The sequence below is a fragment of the Terribacillus sp. 7520-G genome, from assembly GCF_002271665.1.
In the GTDB taxonomy this organism is placed as follows: domain Bacteria; phylum Bacillota; class Bacilli; order Bacillales; family Amphibacillaceae; genus Terribacillus.
In genome coordinates this window covers 22229-35658 of the sequence record NZ_NQFP01000004.1, presented here as the reverse complement: position 1 = coordinate 35658, position 13430 = coordinate 22229, and the positions used below count along the sequence as shown (strand labels likewise).

The 13430-nt window shown below is 47.6% G+C and carries 16 protein-coding genes; 12 read left to right on the top strand and 4 right to left on the bottom strand.

Translation table 11 applies throughout. From position 1 onward, the window contains the following. Window positions 1-78: 78 nt before the first annotated feature. Complete coding sequence (locus tag CHH53_RS01835) at window positions 79-1167, top strand: glycosyltransferase family 4 protein (RefSeq protein ID WP_095214425.1); 1089 nt, start codon at window positions 79-81, stop codon at window positions 1165-1167. Here the strand turns inward: CHH53_RS01835 and CHH53_RS01830 are convergent. From CHH53_RS01830 to wecB, 3 genes are read right to left on the bottom strand one after another with little or no spacing between them, the layout of a single operon-like run. Then, on the bottom strand, window positions 1146-1979 hold the full coding sequence (locus CHH53_RS01830) for a dTDP-4-dehydrorhamnose reductase family protein (RefSeq protein WP_095214424.1): 834 nt from the start codon (window positions 1977-1979) through the stop codon (window positions 1146-1148). The genes CHH53_RS01835 and CHH53_RS01830 overlap by 22 nt on opposite strands. Continuing rightward, the gene (locus CHH53_RS01825) at window positions 1979-2965 is read right to left on the bottom strand and encodes a polysaccharide biosynthesis protein (RefSeq protein ID WP_095214423.1); all 987 of its coding nucleotides are present in this window, start codon (window positions 2963-2965) and stop codon (window positions 1979-1981) included. The genes CHH53_RS01830 and CHH53_RS01825 overlap by 1 nt, the downstream gene beginning before the upstream one ends. After that, a complete protein-coding gene (gene wecB / locus CHH53_RS01820) occupies window positions 2958-4046 on the bottom strand; it encodes a non-hydrolyzing UDP-N-acetylglucosamine 2-epimerase (RefSeq protein ID WP_095214422.1) in 1089 nt (362 codons plus the stop codon). Before wecB ends, CHH53_RS01825 begins: the two co-directional genes overlap by 8 nt. A 169-nt stretch (window positions 4047-4215) precedes the next feature. Here wecB and CHH53_RS01815 point away from each other — a divergent pair, with 169 nt between their 5' ends. From CHH53_RS01815 to CHH53_RS01790, 6 genes are all read left to right on the top strand, one after another. Further along, entirely contained in the window at window positions 4216-4821 is a 606-nt protein-coding gene (locus tag CHH53_RS01815) for a hypothetical protein (RefSeq protein ID WP_143594449.1), read from the top strand. A gap of 119 nt (window positions 4822-4940) precedes the next feature. Further along, a complete protein-coding gene (locus CHH53_RS01810) occupies window positions 4941-6152 on the top strand; it encodes a glycosyltransferase family 4 protein (RefSeq protein WP_095214420.1) in 1212 nt (403 codons plus the stop codon). Window positions 6153-6167: 15 nt separating this feature from the next. Further along, window positions 6168-7070 (top strand): NAD-dependent epimerase/dehydratase family protein, encoded by a 903-nt coding sequence (locus tag CHH53_RS01805; RefSeq protein ID WP_095214419.1) that lies wholly within the window; start codon window positions 6168-6170, stop codon window positions 7068-7070. 91 nt (window positions 7071-7161) lie between these two features. Further along, window positions 7162-7785 (top strand): DUF1796 family putative cysteine peptidase, encoded by a 624-nt coding sequence (locus tag CHH53_RS01800; RefSeq protein ID WP_095214461.1) that lies wholly within the window; start codon window positions 7162-7164, stop codon window positions 7783-7785. A 12-nt stretch (window positions 7786-7797) separates the two neighbouring features. Continuing rightward, entirely contained in the window at window positions 7798-8691 is an 894-nt protein-coding gene (locus CHH53_RS01795; RefSeq protein WP_095214418.1) for an NAD-dependent epimerase/dehydratase family protein, read from the top strand. 91 nt (window positions 8692-8782) lie between these two features. After that, window positions 8783-9121 carry a hypothetical protein gene (locus CHH53_RS01790; protein ID WP_095214417.1) on the top strand — a complete coding sequence of 113 codons (339 nt, stop codon included), beginning with the start codon at window positions 8783-8785 and terminating at the stop codon, window positions 9119-9121. A 30-nt stretch (window positions 9122-9151) separates the two neighbouring features. Here the strand turns inward: CHH53_RS01790 and hisA are convergent, their stop codons facing one another. Continuing rightward, complete coding sequence (hisA, locus tag CHH53_RS01785; RefSeq protein ID WP_095214416.1) at window positions 9152-9907, bottom strand: phosphoribosylformimino-5-aminoimidazole carboxamide ribotide isomerase; 756 nt, start codon at window positions 9905-9907, stop codon at window positions 9152-9154. A gap of 322 nt (window positions 9908-10229) precedes the next feature. Between hisA and CHH53_RS01780 the strand changes: the two genes are divergently transcribed. The 5 genes from CHH53_RS01780 to CHH53_RS01760 all read left to right on the top strand — a co-directional run bounded on the left by CHH53_RS01780 (window position 10230) and on the right by CHH53_RS01760 (window position 13396). Then, complete coding sequence (locus CHH53_RS01780) at window positions 10230-10898, top strand: peptide-methionine (S)-S-oxide reductase MsrA (protein ID WP_095214415.1); 669 nt, start codon at window positions 10230-10232, stop codon at window positions 10896-10898. Further along, complete coding sequence (locus CHH53_RS01775; protein ID WP_095214414.1) at window positions 10892-11158, top strand: hypothetical protein; 267 nt, start codon at window positions 10892-10894, stop codon at window positions 11156-11158. The genes CHH53_RS01780 and CHH53_RS01775 overlap by 7 nt, the downstream gene beginning before the upstream one ends. A gap of 36 nt (window positions 11159-11194) precedes the next feature. Next, window positions 11195-11623 carry a GNAT family N-acetyltransferase gene (locus tag CHH53_RS01770; protein ID WP_095214413.1) on the top strand — a complete coding sequence of 143 codons (429 nt, stop codon included), beginning with the start codon at window positions 11195-11197 and terminating at the stop codon, window positions 11621-11623. 76 nt (window positions 11624-11699) lie between these two features. Next, the gene (gene yidA, locus CHH53_RS01765) at window positions 11700-12521 is read left to right on the top strand and encodes a sugar-phosphatase (protein ID WP_095214412.1); all 822 of its coding nucleotides are present in this window, start codon (window positions 11700-11702) and stop codon (window positions 12519-12521) included. Then, entirely contained in the window at window positions 12518-13396 is an 879-nt protein-coding gene (locus tag CHH53_RS01760) for an aldose 1-epimerase family protein (protein ID WP_095214411.1), read from the top strand. Before yidA ends, CHH53_RS01760 begins: the two co-directional genes overlap by 4 nt. Window positions 13397-13430: the final 34 nt, after the last annotated feature.

The window sequence follows — 13430 nt, the reverse complement described above, 5'->3', positions numbered from 1 at the left end:
CTCCTATTTAACATATTTTTTCAACCTGCGTGCATATACATGAAATGGATATTGCACGCCTACTAAAGGAGGCAGGATATGAAAGTATTATTTGTATTTTATGTGCCAAGCGGCGGGGTGGAAACACTCAATCGACAGAGAAGAGCTGCCTTGGAATTGGAGGGCATCTCTTCACATTTCCTGTATTATGAAAAACGCCGTGAATTAGTGAATGATCACGGAGCTCCGTTATATATAACCAATGAAGATACAGATATAAAGCAAATATTCGATAGTAATGATTTTGATGCAGCTATCATAACTTCCGATTTTTTAAGCTTCCCTCGTTTCCGGCGGCTGGGCTTCAAGGGGAAGCTTATCTTGGAAGCTCAAGGATTCGGTCCTAAGGAAAATGCATATTTACAGTTGCAGATGGCAGTTCCGATCGTCAGGAATTATGCTAATGCATTGCTGCATCCGATGACGGAGCACATTGCTGAAATTTACCAGCAGCTGTATCCGGCAACCCCGACCTTTGGTTTTGATATTTGCTTTGATTCGGATGAATTTGCGTATATGCCTGGCATCACCTCGGAAAAGCCGATCATTGCTTGGGTGGGCAGGCTGGAGGATAACAAGAACTGGCGTGAATTCCTTCTGATATGTCATAAACTCATTTCTGAATATCGGACTGATTTGCAATTTTATATGTTCCATGATCCATCTTTGGCTGCACCAAGCGAACTTTTCGCATTTGAACAGATGTTGGACAGCCTGCAGCTGAGGAATCATCTGTCCATATTCCCGGATGTTCCACATGAGGATATGCCCTATTATTTCTCCATGATCGGTGATTCTGGAGGATTTTTATTGGCAACTTCCAAAGTGGAAAGTGCAGGGTATGCAGTCATCGAAGCCATGAGCTGCAGCTGTCCTGTACTGACAACAGACTCGGATGGTGTCCGCCGGGCCATCATTCATAACCAGACAGGTAAATATTATGAGCTGGGCAATCTGGATTCGGCGCTGGCAGAGACGAAGGAATTGATGGCGAACATGGATCAGCGGACCTTTATCCGGGAAAATGCACTCCGGCATATCAAAGAAAGATTCAGTTATGAAAATTATGCAGCTTCTTTTAAACAAATGCTGTTAAAACTAGGTGTTCAGGATAGGAGTAATGGATAAATTTGCTTCTGTTCCTCCAGCATGTCTCGAAAGCCGGGTACAGCATAAGCAGGCGACTGTCTTGTATTCACAATCGACCGATCCAGCACGTGTGCGGCATCCGGAACAATTCGGATGTCGTCTTTTTGGTAGATTTCCTTGATCAGCTGCAGCAGGTCGTGTTTATTGATCTTTTCGTCCGGACATAGATGGTAAAGGCCGCTCGTCTGCTTTTGGATGAAGAAATCCACTGCCTTTGCCAATTCGAGTGTTGTCACTCCATTCCAGTAGACCCTTTCAAATCCTTTGATCTCACCGCTTTGACTCATGAACCAATGGAAAAGCCCTATGCCATTCCTTCTTAGTTCCGGTCCGATGATGGAGGTGCGAATGGTCAGATGCGGGTGTGATGTTATTTCTCCAAGCTGCTTGGATTGTGAATATACGGAAGTTCCATCGCGAAAGTCCGTCTCTTTGTATTGACCGGTTTTACCCGAGAAAACGCAATCGGTACTGAGTTGGATCAAGCGTCCATTTTTTCTTTCCATGAATGCCGCCAGCTGGTGAGGGAGCAGGCTGTTGACGCGGAAGGCCAGAAGCGGATTCTGCTCGGCTGCATCGTTAAGGATCCCGATGCAATTGATGACAATAGCTGGTTCAAGCGTATTTATCAGTTTCTCCAATGCTGGAGTATCTACGGCATCGAGGTAGATGCTGCTTTTATCCGTACGATCGCGGGAAGTGTAATGAACATCGTAATCCGGCTGTTTGCGCAGGTACTTATATATGACATGCCCCGCCATACCATTCCCGCCGAGGACGAGTATCTTCATTAAATAAAACCACCCTTGACCAGCATGCTTTTGATTTCCTCATGTGACAGCAGGTTCTGGCTGGAATTGTAATCGGTGATCTCGACTTTTTTATAGTCCTTGTAGTAATCCGTTATTTCTTTTGTCTTCACATCGGGCAGGATGACAAAGTAGCGGTCGTCATAAACAATTGCGGAATGGCTCTCGTTGACGGTCAAGAGCAGCTCGTGGATCTTTTCCCCGGGGCGGATCCCCGATATTTCGAATTCGACATCCGATGCACCTGATGCCTCTGACAGGACTTTTGCGAGATCGGTAATTTTGATCGCCGGCATTTTCATGATGAATATTTCCCCGCCGACAGCTTCGAAGGTCGCTTTGAACACCAGTTTGATGGCATCCTCCACTGTAAGGAAAAATCGCGTCATCTCTGGATCGGTGATACCGATTTTGTTTTTTTGCCGGATGGCTTTTTTGAAGACATGGATGACGCTGCCATTTGTGCCGAGAACATTACCGCCGCGGATGCAAACAAAGGTCGTATTCGCATGGAGTTTGTTGGCATGGGTGATCAATCGTTCTCCCATAGCTTTGGACAGGCCATAGAAGTTGGCCGGATCGGATGCCTTATCGGTCGAAATATAGATTACTTTATCGATATTATGATGAATGGCAGCATCAATGACATGCTGTGTTCCTATGACATTCGTTTTAAGAGCTTCCAATGGCTGGTCTTCACAAACAGGCACATGCTTAAGTGCTGCTAGATGGAATAAGTAATCCACGCCTTCCGTTGCTTCGATCAAGGCCTCGCGATCACGGATATCCCCGATTTTGAAATGCAGTTTCGGGTTATTGTCAAATTCCTGCTTCATGGTGAATTGATGTGATTCATTACGGGAGAAGATGCGGATTTCCTTCGGACGATGCAGAAGGAGCTGCTTGACAAGTTCATACCCCCAAGAACCTGTACCCCCCGTAATGAAAATCGTTTTATCCTTAAACAATTTCCAAACCTCCTAAAATAATTTTGATCACTTTGTCAGAAACGTATCGGTCTGCATATCCTTCAGGAAACTCCCAATCTTTCGAGGCTGATGCCATGATGACAGCAGAACGCTCGATTGCTTTTGCATCGATGCCCGATATGATATTGCTTCCGCAAGCAACCGTTTCTGGCCGTTCTGTCGTCCTGCGCACGGTCACTGTCGGAACATGGAACAGACAGCATTCCTCCTGGACGGTGCCGCTATCCGTAAGTGCCAGCAGAGCCTGCTGTTCAAGTGCGACAAAATCGAAGAAGCCAAAGGGCTCATGAAATTCCACAAGCGGACTCCATGTCATATCCTTTAATTGTTCGATTTTCGATCGTGTACGAGGATGGATGCTGCAAATCATACGTTTATTCAGTTTTTCTGCCGCGGTACTCAGTCCATTCATAATGGTCCGCAGCCTGTCAGGGTGATCGACATTCTCTGCCCGATGTATCGTCGTCAGCAAGTATTGCTGCTTCTTCAGCTTAAGCTCTTTTAAGATGCGGCTTTTTTGGATGCTGGGTCTGTAATGGTGCAATACCTCAAATATGGGATTTCCCGAGACGACAATGCGATTAGCCGGCAGTCCCTCCCGCAGCAGATTTTCCCTGCTTCCAGGTGTATAAGGAAGGTTAAGGCTGGAAATTGCATCGATGACGCGCCTGTTTTTCTCCTCTGGAACCTCCAAGTCAAAGCATCGATTGCCTGCTTCCATGTGCACGACAGGGATATGCATCCGTTCTGCAAGCAAGGCACTCAACGCGCTGTTCGTATCCCCGAGTACAAGGACTTTTTCCGGTTTCTCCGTCTCCAGTATGGTTTCCAATTCCTTATACATCGTGGCTAATTGTTCCCCTAAACTCTGCTGACTTTGGGAGAGGATGTAATCGGGTTTCCTGATCTGCATTTCTTGAAAAAAAACATCGCTCAAGTTGGAGGTGTAATTCTGCCCGGTGTGAACCAGGACGTGATCTGCCAGCAAATCCAGCTTCTTGATGATGATGGATAGCCGGATTATTTCAGGTCGTGTTCCTAAGACAGTTAAAATCTTCACAAATAACCTCCTTTAAAACCGCCATATTCCTTCCAAGCGTATTTTCGTTGATTAGTATATGGCTGCTTAAGAAAAGGGATTGGATATAAGCACAGGATGACATTTTTTACTTTGAGCAATAACAAAGAAGCATGCTCCTCATATACTGGCTTTGGAAAGGATGATGAAAGTGCCGAATAAAATACCGACGCGATTATATGGCAGAGCAGCAGTGAACTCCCGGGGAGGCGGTACAATCTGGGGAGGGGCATTCTCGGCAAGCAGGGGCTTCCCTGTCCCGTTTCCATCTTCGGTCAAGAAAAAGCCAGAGTTGGAGGAGAAAGTGCATGAGTCTGCAGAAAATATGGTATCTCCAGTCCAAGAAGCGGTTCCCGGAGCCGGGCAGCCGGCCGTGGATCCGGTGTCCGCTTTCAGCCCGCTTATCAGCGCCCCTGTAAGTGATGCAGCATCCGTAATCAGCCCGGCTGTAAGTGAACCGGCAAGTGACGCAGCGCCAAGCCATTCAGCAGCCGGAAGCATACCTGCACCATTCGTGGACAGTGCGAATCCTCCAGCTGCCGGAAGTACAGACATACATGCCGAAGGATCGTTGCCAGAAGTCCGGGAAGCAGTTGCACCACCGCCGCTTGTTCCGGCAACGCCAGCTCCTTTTCAGCCTGATCATGTGCATGGCTATAGAACAGAAGTCAATGCGGATGGTACAAGGTCCATTCAGATAAACAGCAGCAGGATCACCATACCGGACCTGGATATCCTGGCTGCTATATCGGGTTGATCCGAGGCTTCCTGTCAAGCAGGAAGCTTTTTTATGGCAAGCACATGATCCGTTATCTGCCATATACTGTTTAAAGCTTATGGCAGGACGTTTTTTATAAGGTATTGGAGGTTATTGAAATGAAAATTTTATTGGCGACCTATTGGTCTATTCCGCATCTTGGCGGCGTTTGGAATTATGTTTCCCAGCTGAAGCGCAGATTGGAGGAGTTGGGCCATAGTGTCGATATCATGGGGTATGGCGGAGAGAATACCTATGTCCAGCTCTCCGGAAACGATCAGGTCATCCCGAAGGATCGCTGGTCTTCTTATATATACAGCATCTTGAAGAAAGACAGCTTTCCGAAGGTGTATCAGAATCACCTGGTAGAGTACACAGAAATACAGCGTTACACGTATGAGCTGGCTGCAGCGGAATTCGGACTTGATAAATATGACATCATCCATACACATGATGTCATTTCCACGGTGGCATTGGATAGGGCGCGGCCTAAAGATATCCCGCTTATTGCCACGCTGCATGGATTGGTTTCCCATGAGATACGTCATCAGCTTGAGACGATCCATAAGTCCCCGACATCTGAACTTGCACGGGCATATTTCGATCAGATCGAAAGCTTGGGTGCATCCAGTGCGGATGTGACGATCGTTGCGAATGATTGGCTCCAGCAGATTTTATCCGAAGAATTCGGAGTACCTGAAGACCAATTTGAAAAGCAGCATTATGGATTCTCCATAGAATCTTTCCTGGAAAAGCAAGCCAAACCAACTACGATACAGACACCTCCGGATAAGAAGATAATAGTTTATGCTGGCAGGCTCATTGAATTAAAGGGTGTGGATTACCTTATTGAGTCACTGGCTTCCATGAAAGATCGTGATGACTGGGTATGCTGGATTTTAGGGGAAGGTAATCGGAAGCAGCATCTTCAAGCCCTTGTGACTTCTGCAGGCTTGCATGATAAGGTGCTTTTTCTAGGTAAACGGGAAGATGTCCCTGTCCTTTTGAAACTGGCGGATATTTGTGTACTCCCAAGCCTCATGGATAATCAGCCGCTCAGTGTGATTGAAGCACAGATTAGCGGAAAAGCTGTCATCGTATCCGATGCAGGCGGGTTGCCGGAGATGGTTGATCATGGCGTTACTGGTTTGATTGTGCCGAAGGCTGATTCTGCAGCTTTACAGAGTGCAATGGAAACCTTGCTGGATGATGAGGCATATCGAAAGGTCCTGGGCGAGCAGGCGAGCGAATGGGGGAAGCAGCACTGGTCGATGGAAGCTGGCGTGGACCGGCTTTTGGAAATCTATAAAAGATTTGCGCCGGACAGCTGATGGGGGAGGTCAAAGATGAAGGTGATGGTGACAGGAGGAGCAGGATTCATTGGCTCTCACCTTGTAAAAAAATTACTGCATGAACGGCATGAAATACTTGTTTTGGATGATCTTTCTGCAGGCGATGAATCGAATTTGCCGCAGGAAGTGAAGCTTTTTCAATTTGATGTGAAAAGCGCAGATGCATATCGCGTAGTCTTGGAAGAGCAGCCTGATATCATGTTTCATCTTGCTGCTCAGGCAGATGTGACAAAAAGCATCCTTGCACCAGTACAGGATGCAGATGTAAATATCGGCGGTACCATTAATATGCTGGAAGCAAGCCGGACATCCGGCGTTAAGAAATTCATCTTTGCCTCTACTTCCGCCGTCTACGGCAATATCCAAAAGCACATCGTCAAAGAAGAGGATGTTCCTGAACCCATCTCCTATTATGGATTGTCCAAACTTTCAGCTGAGAAATACATTCAGCTATTCCATCGATTCTATCAGCTCCCCTATACCATCCTGCGTTATGGAAATGTTTACGGCCCTGGTCAGAAGCCGAAGGGCGAGGGTGGTGTTGTGGCAGTTTTCCTGGAAAAATTGATGCGCAAAGAACCTATCATGATCCACGGGGATGGCACTCAATCCAGAGATTTCATTTTTGTGGAAGATATCGTGTCTGCCAATATAGCCGCCATGCAGCAAAAGGAGAGCGGCATGTATCATGCAAGTACAGGAATGAGCCATTCCATCTTGGATCTAGTGGAATGCTTCAGACGGATAGATCCCTCCTTGGTTCATGAATTCACACGGAGCCGGAATGGGGATATCACGCATAGCTGTCTTTGCAATGATAAAGCAATCAGTCATTTAAAATGGAAGCCGATCATCGATCTTGCAAGCGGTATCCATGAAACATGGTATCGATCGTAATTTTCCGGCAATTGGACAGTTTGCTCTTTCGAAATGATCGGCAGATGAATCTATATATTAGGAGGGAAGATTGCGAAAGGGGTTAAATGCTGTGGGAAACGAATTAATAAAGGGCGGCTATGATGCAGTATTCAGTCTGGGAGATTTATGCCTTGGGGCGATCCAAATGAAAAAGAATAATCTCCGGCCATTTTCCGGTCCGCTTGATTGGATGGGCACGCCCCTGCTTACAAGCGTAATACAACTGTTTGAAAAGCGATTCAGCGATTTCATGCTGCTGGAGAATCTGCGCATTGTTGGATATGCGACGGATAAAATGCTTCTGGTATCGGATGACAGGAACCTCGTCATGTCAAATCACGACTTCGATACGGCTAATAATAGCTTGAACCAGCTTACGGCATATCCCAGCGTAAAAGAAAAGCTGGATCGCAGGGTGAATCGGCTGTTGGATAGACTGATGACAGCCCAGCGAATATTGTTCGTCAGGACGAATGCAACCCTTGAAGATACAGCGGAGCTTCAGCGGGTCCTGCGTTCCATCATTGCAAATGATTTTCGGATTCTGGTCGTAAATCATGGTCCTGTTTCCGGGATTGTGGAAAAACACTGGCCTATCGATGATGTGTATAGTGTGGAGCTTCCGGACGGGGAGATATGGGAAGGGAATAATGCTTTGTGGGCACAGTTATTTCAGGATGTCCACCTTATCTGACAGGAGGTACGTATGAGTAAGCGTATTTTGATTACGGGAGCCAGCGGCTTCACTGGTCAGCATGCAGTACGGCACTTTCTGAAGAAAGGCTGCATCGTCCATGCAGTGATTCGGCGTACAAAGCTGGATATCGTTCAAGAGGCACTGCATATTCACCCGCTTGACCTGAGTGATAAGGAAGCCGTCCATCGGCTGCTGGAAGCTGCAAAACCAGACTATATCCTGCATCTGGCAGGAGAGAATAGTGTACCGGAATCCTGGGAAACACCATACAAAAGCTGGCAAGCAAATGTGGGATCGACCCTTCATCTTGTCGAAGCAGTTCGGGCGCTTGGGCTACCGGCGCGCTTGGTGATTGCTGGAAGTGTACTGCAGGATGAGCTGGACAGGGCAGCATCGCCGACTCATCCATACAGTCTCACCAAGACAATGCAGACGACGGTCGGGCTGGCCTGGCATAATTTATTTCAAATCGATGTGATGATTGCCAAGCCATCCAATATAATAGGTCCGGGCGTTTCGAATGGCGTCTGTACGCAATTTGCGAAGCAACTGAGACAGCATCAAGAAACGGGGAAAACGCTATTTCGGATTGGCAATGCGGCTGTGACGCGGGACTTTATCGATGTACGGGATTTGGTGGAGGCTTATGAGACATTATTTCTTGATGGAGAATCCGGGGAAACGTATGAAATTACGTCCGGACGCTGGGTATCGTTGGGAGAGGTGCTGTCTGTTTTCCGTACAGTGAGCAAATTTGACTTTACCATTCACACGGAAACGGAAGAGGCAATGGAAATAAAGCTGCCGATGAAGGCGGAAAAAATAAGGGCTCTTCGCTGGCAGCCGAATCATTCCTTGGAATCATCTTTGGCGGATGTATGGGAATATACTGCACAGCTGTAGAATGTTCACAGATTCTTTACGTGGGAATCTTTACGTCTGAGTTGTGTGTGCTGCCCATATGCCATATAGTGAACCCATAGGAGGTGTTAATATGGGTATTTTTGATTCCTTAAAAGAGCTTATCGGCAATAAGATAAGTGATATAGCACCAGAAGAGCTTGTCAATAAAGCGGGTGAGCTGCTGAACGGCGACCAAGTGACCGAGCAGGCGCAGCAAGCTGCCGATCAAGTGACGGAAGCGGCAGGCGTTGATGATTTAGCGGATCAAGCTGCGGAGCTTACTGAACAAGGAACAGCATTAGGTCAAGATGCGGCTGAACAAGGAACGGAAGCTGCGCAGGGCTTGGCGGACCAAGCAGACGATGTCGTTGGAAACCTCACTGAGAAAGCACAGGATTTGCTTTCGAATTTTACAGATAAACTGAAATGAACAAAGGCCCTTCCGTTTTCGGAAGGGTCTTTACCTGTTTTCCTTTTCCAATACGGCATCCAATGGAATATCGCCTCCGAATAAATCCAAGGCGCTGCCGATTGTGTAGCACATCCGATCATCTGTCAGCTTTCGGAAAAGGTCGATATCGTCAAGGGATCGAATACCTCCTGCATATGTTGCTGTAATGGGCATATGCGCGGCCAAATGGGAAACAAGCTCTTCTTGGATGCCATTCCGTTTCCCTTCGACATCGACAGCATGGATGAGGAATTCATCACAGGATGCTGCCAGTTTCTCCAGATTCCTTGCATTGACCTCGTAGCTGCTGCGCTTGGTCCAGCGATCGGTGGCTACAAACCATTTACCGTCATGATGCGTACAGCTTAGATCGATGACGAGGCGTTCCTTGCCGACAGCTGCAGTGATTTTACGCAGCCGTTCTTCATCGAGCATGCCATCATGGAAGATATAAGAGGTGACGATGACATGGCTGGCGCCGGCATCAAGAAAGTCTGCTGCATTATCAGCATGGATGCCTCCGCCGATTTGCAAGCCTCCGGGATAGGCCTGCAGTGCTTCCTTGGCAGCCTGCTCATTGCCCGGACCGAGCATGATGACATGTCCGCCTGCAATTTGTTTCTGCTTGAAGAGATCAGCATAGTAGGCAGAATCATATGCGGATACGAAATTCTCGATGACATGATCGTTCTCGGCTGTAATCGAAGAGCCGACAATTTGTTTTACCTGACCATTATGTAAATCGATACATGGGCGGAACAGCAAATGAATCCCTTCTTTCTATCTATTGCTCCAAGTATAAAGCAAACGGACTGACGAAGGAAGGGCATAGGTCAAGTTGATGGTACCCGCTCGTTTAGATCTTTTCGGGCACTCGCAAAATTGATATCTGATAATCTGACAAGTGTGAACCGATTTCCTGTAAGCCTGCTCATTCTAAAAAGCAGGGTGACTCTCCCCCAGCCTGGAAAGTCCTGTATCTCAAATGGAACCTGGATGGATGAGTGAATCATCAGCCGGATAAAGGGAATATTCGCATTAGGTACATCTGCTTCTGCGGATGATTACTGAAAGGGTGGATTGGTAAATGGATGTAAAAATACAAGAAATCGAACAGCGTATGTTAGAAAATAAGCAGACGGATACACTTGTTTTCGGAATGGGATGTTTCTGGAGCCCGGAGGCAAATTTTGGTCAGCTGCCAGGTGTCATACGGACCAGGGTAGGCTTTGCGGGCGGGACAAAGACCAATCCGACATATCGGCAGATGGGAGATCATACAGAAACGGTTGAAGTCACCTTTGATCCGGAAGCAATCTCCCTCGAGCAGCTGCTACGCAAATTCTGGAGTGATCATAATCCGAACCGTCCCGTCTACAAGGAAAGGCAGTATATCAGTCTCCTGCTATATCGGAATGCTGAACAGAAAATAATGATGGAAACCGTGAAACGCCAGCTCGAAGGTGAACAAGGTGAGGTGATTCATACCGAAATCTCTCCCTTGCATGATTTCACCGAGGCCGAGCCGCATCATCAGAAGTATTACTTAAAACGTTTCAAAAGGACGACAGAGCAGCTGATGCATCATTTTTCGGATGAAACAGCATTTCACTCCTCCATACTCACAGCACGGCTGAATGGATTCGTCAGGGAATATGGCACATTGGCTTCCATCAAGCAGGAAATAGCTCAATGGAATATTTCTGCAGAAGAGATAACCCGACTGCAGCAGCTGTTGGATGGATTGAAATGGTAGAGGCGCTTACAGGTTTTCGGCGTACGCTGTTTCCGGACCAAGTTCATATCGAGCAAATCGGTGAAGCCTCCGCAAAAGGACTGCGCTGCCTGCTGGAGGATGCGGAACGTGTCATGGGAAATACCTCTTCCGTTCATACTCGAGTGACTCTGTGTCTGGAAGACGAAGGTCATGGCACCCTGCATTGCCTTTTACTCGATTATGAATATGAGTTATTTTCCAGGAAGCATCTCTATGGCAAACAGCTGACAGATGAATAGCAGCTTCCCGAGTGTTATCGTTGGGAAGCTATCGGAATGGGGGAAACAAATGAAGAAAGATTCCTAAAGATCTGGAAATCCTGTATGGCACAGTCGGCAAATCGATCCTCTGCTCGTTCGATAGAGGAACAGCTGCATGATGTGAGAACACTTCTGGGCGAAAGCTGGCGTTTGAACTGCCGAATCGTCTATCAGGGAGAGATGCCGGTTGCCATGACGATCCCTCATCTGGAGCCGGGAAGAGACAAGGAAGGCCGCATCTATTATATCGGCATCCTCCCTTCAGCACAGGGGAAGGGACTGGGGCAAATCGTGCATGCTACCAGTCTTAGGATGCTCAAGGATATGGGCGCAGCTGTATATGAAGGCAGTACCCACGACGATAATGTACCGATGCAGCGCGTATTTACGAAGAATGGCTGTACTTTCCTCGGCAAAATCGCAGCTTATTATAAAGGTTTATAGCACCTAAGCGTGTCTACTTTCGATATACTAAATAGGGGAGAATACATAGCAGCCAACAAATAAAGGGGGATATAGTATGTATAAGCTTGTAGCAATAGATATGGATGGAACATTATTGAATGATCAGCATGAAGTGACGAGGGAGGTGCATGAGGCGCTCCAGGAAGCTAAAAAGCTGGGTGTGAAAATCGTTTTATGTACCGGGAGGCCGATTCATGGCGTATACCGCTATTTAGAAGAATTGATTCTGAATGAAGATGGGGATTTTGTCATTGCCTTCAATGGTGCGCTTGTCCAGGATGCCCATACAAATGAGGTCGTCTCCCAGCTGTCCTTATCTTACGATGATTTCATCGATTTACATCAGCTCAGTCTGAAGCTCGGTACGCCGATGCATTATTTCGACTCTGAAAACCTGTACACTTCGAACCGTGATATCAGCAACTATACAATACTGGAATCATTCATGACGAAGATGCCGCTCCACTACCGGGCTGTCGATGAGATCCCCCGGGATGTACTCGTACCGAAAGTGATGTTCATCGACGAGCCGGAGCGCTTAAGCGAGACGATAGCCAATGTACCGGATGACTGGAAAGCACGTTATACGATGGTCCAAAGCGCGCCGTATTTCTATGAAATTCTACATCCTGAGGCCAGTAAAGGGCGTGCAGTGAAGCAGCTTGCCGAACAGCTCGGGATCAAGCGGGAAGAGGTAATGGCAATCGGGGATAATGGTAACGATTTGTCCATGATTCAATATGCCGGCTGCGGTGTGGCCATGGAAAATGCCATTCCTGCTGTGAAGGAAGCCGCCGATTTCATTACGACATCCAATAATGCACATGGCGTTGCAGAAGCGATTCGGAAGAAGATCCTGAAGGCGGGACAAGCATGATCCGTATCGAAAATGAATCGTTGAGCGTCGAGATTGCGGAAATGGGAGCAGAAGTGAGAAGTGTGCTGCATAAGGGTACCCGGCTCTCCTATATGTGGAGCGGAGATCCTGCTTACTGGGGTCGGGTCTCTCCTGTCCTGTTCCCCATTGTCGGACGTTTGAAGGACGGACGCTATACTGCCGAAGATAAGATATATGAGCTTTCGCAGCATGGGTTCCTGCGGGATGCCGTCTTTGGAGTGAAGGAGGCACAGGATGGTTCTGCAGCATTCTTCTTGGAATCCAACGGCAAGTACCAGGACGTATACCCATATGAATTCCGCGTGGAGATAGGCTACCGTCTGGAAGAGGATCGGCTGTATGTGGATTGGAAGGTGGATAATCTGGAAAAGGACAAGACAATGTACTTCTCCATAGGAGCTCATCCTGCCTTTCGCGTCCCGCTTAAACCAGATGAAGATGCTGCTGATTATAAGCTTCATTTGAAGCCTGTAAAGGATGGGCAAGTCACGTCTTATGAGCTTGTCGATGGATTGATCCGCAAGAAGGGACAGCCTGCTGTACTGCCAGCTGTGCCGATTCAGGCAGCGCTATTCGGGAATGATGCGCTGGTGTACGATGACATAGAGGAGGTACGCCTCCAATCCAGCAAGGGGAATGGTGTGGCGGTTGCATTGCCAGGTTTTCCGTACGTCGGAATCTGGTCCAAGTATGATGCACAGGAGGGGACGATGGCTCCTTTCGTTTGTATCGAACCTTGGTTTGGAATCGCCGATACGACGGATACCACGGGAGTTTTATCCCAAAAGACAGGAATACAGCAGCTTGCGCCGGAAACAGCTTTCAGGGCTTCCTATCAAATGACCTTCTTCTAAAAATAGCAGGGCCGCTCCTTCCAAAGGCAGCGGT

Excerpts from the sequence above, each read along its gene's own strand:
- CHH53_RS01810 (WP_095214420.1), top strand. The coding sequence starts at position 4,941 with ATGAAAATTTTATTGGCGACCTATTGGTCTATTCCGCATCTTGGCGGC.
- CHH53_RS01760 (WP_095214411.1), top strand. The coding sequence starts at position 12,518 with ATGATCCGTATCGAAAATGAATCGTTGAGCGTCGAGATTGCGGAAATG.
- CHH53_RS01770 (WP_095214413.1), top strand. The coding sequence starts at position 11,195 with ATGGGGGAAACAAATGAAGAAAGATTCCTAAAGATCTGGAAATCCTGT.
- CHH53_RS01795 (WP_095214418.1), top strand. The coding sequence starts at position 7,798 with ATGAGTAAGCGTATTTTGATTACGGGAGCCAGCGGCTTCACTGGTCAG.
- CHH53_RS01775 (WP_095214414.1), top strand. The coding sequence starts at position 10,892 with ATGGTAGAGGCGCTTACAGGTTTTCGGCGTACGCTGTTTCCGGACCAA.
- CHH53_RS01790 (WP_095214417.1), top strand. The coding sequence starts at position 8,783 with ATGGGTATTTTTGATTCCTTAAAAGAGCTTATCGGCAATAAGATAAGT.
- CHH53_RS01830 (WP_095214424.1), bottom strand. The coding sequence starts at position 1,979 with ATGAAGATACTCGTCCTCGGCGGGAATGGTATGGCGGGGCATGTCATA.
- yidA (WP_095214412.1), top strand. The coding sequence starts at position 11,700 with ATGTATAAGCTTGTAGCAATAGATATGGATGGAACATTATTGAATGAT.
- CHH53_RS01835 (WP_095214425.1), top strand. The coding sequence starts at position 79 with ATGAAAGTATTATTTGTATTTTATGTGCCAAGCGGCGGGGTGGAAACA.
- CHH53_RS01805 (WP_095214419.1), top strand. The coding sequence starts at position 6,168 with ATGAAGGTGATGGTGACAGGAGGAGCAGGATTCATTGGCTCTCACCTT.
- CHH53_RS01780 (WP_095214415.1), top strand. The coding sequence starts at position 10,230 with ATGGATGTAAAAATACAAGAAATCGAACAGCGTATGTTAGAAAATAAG.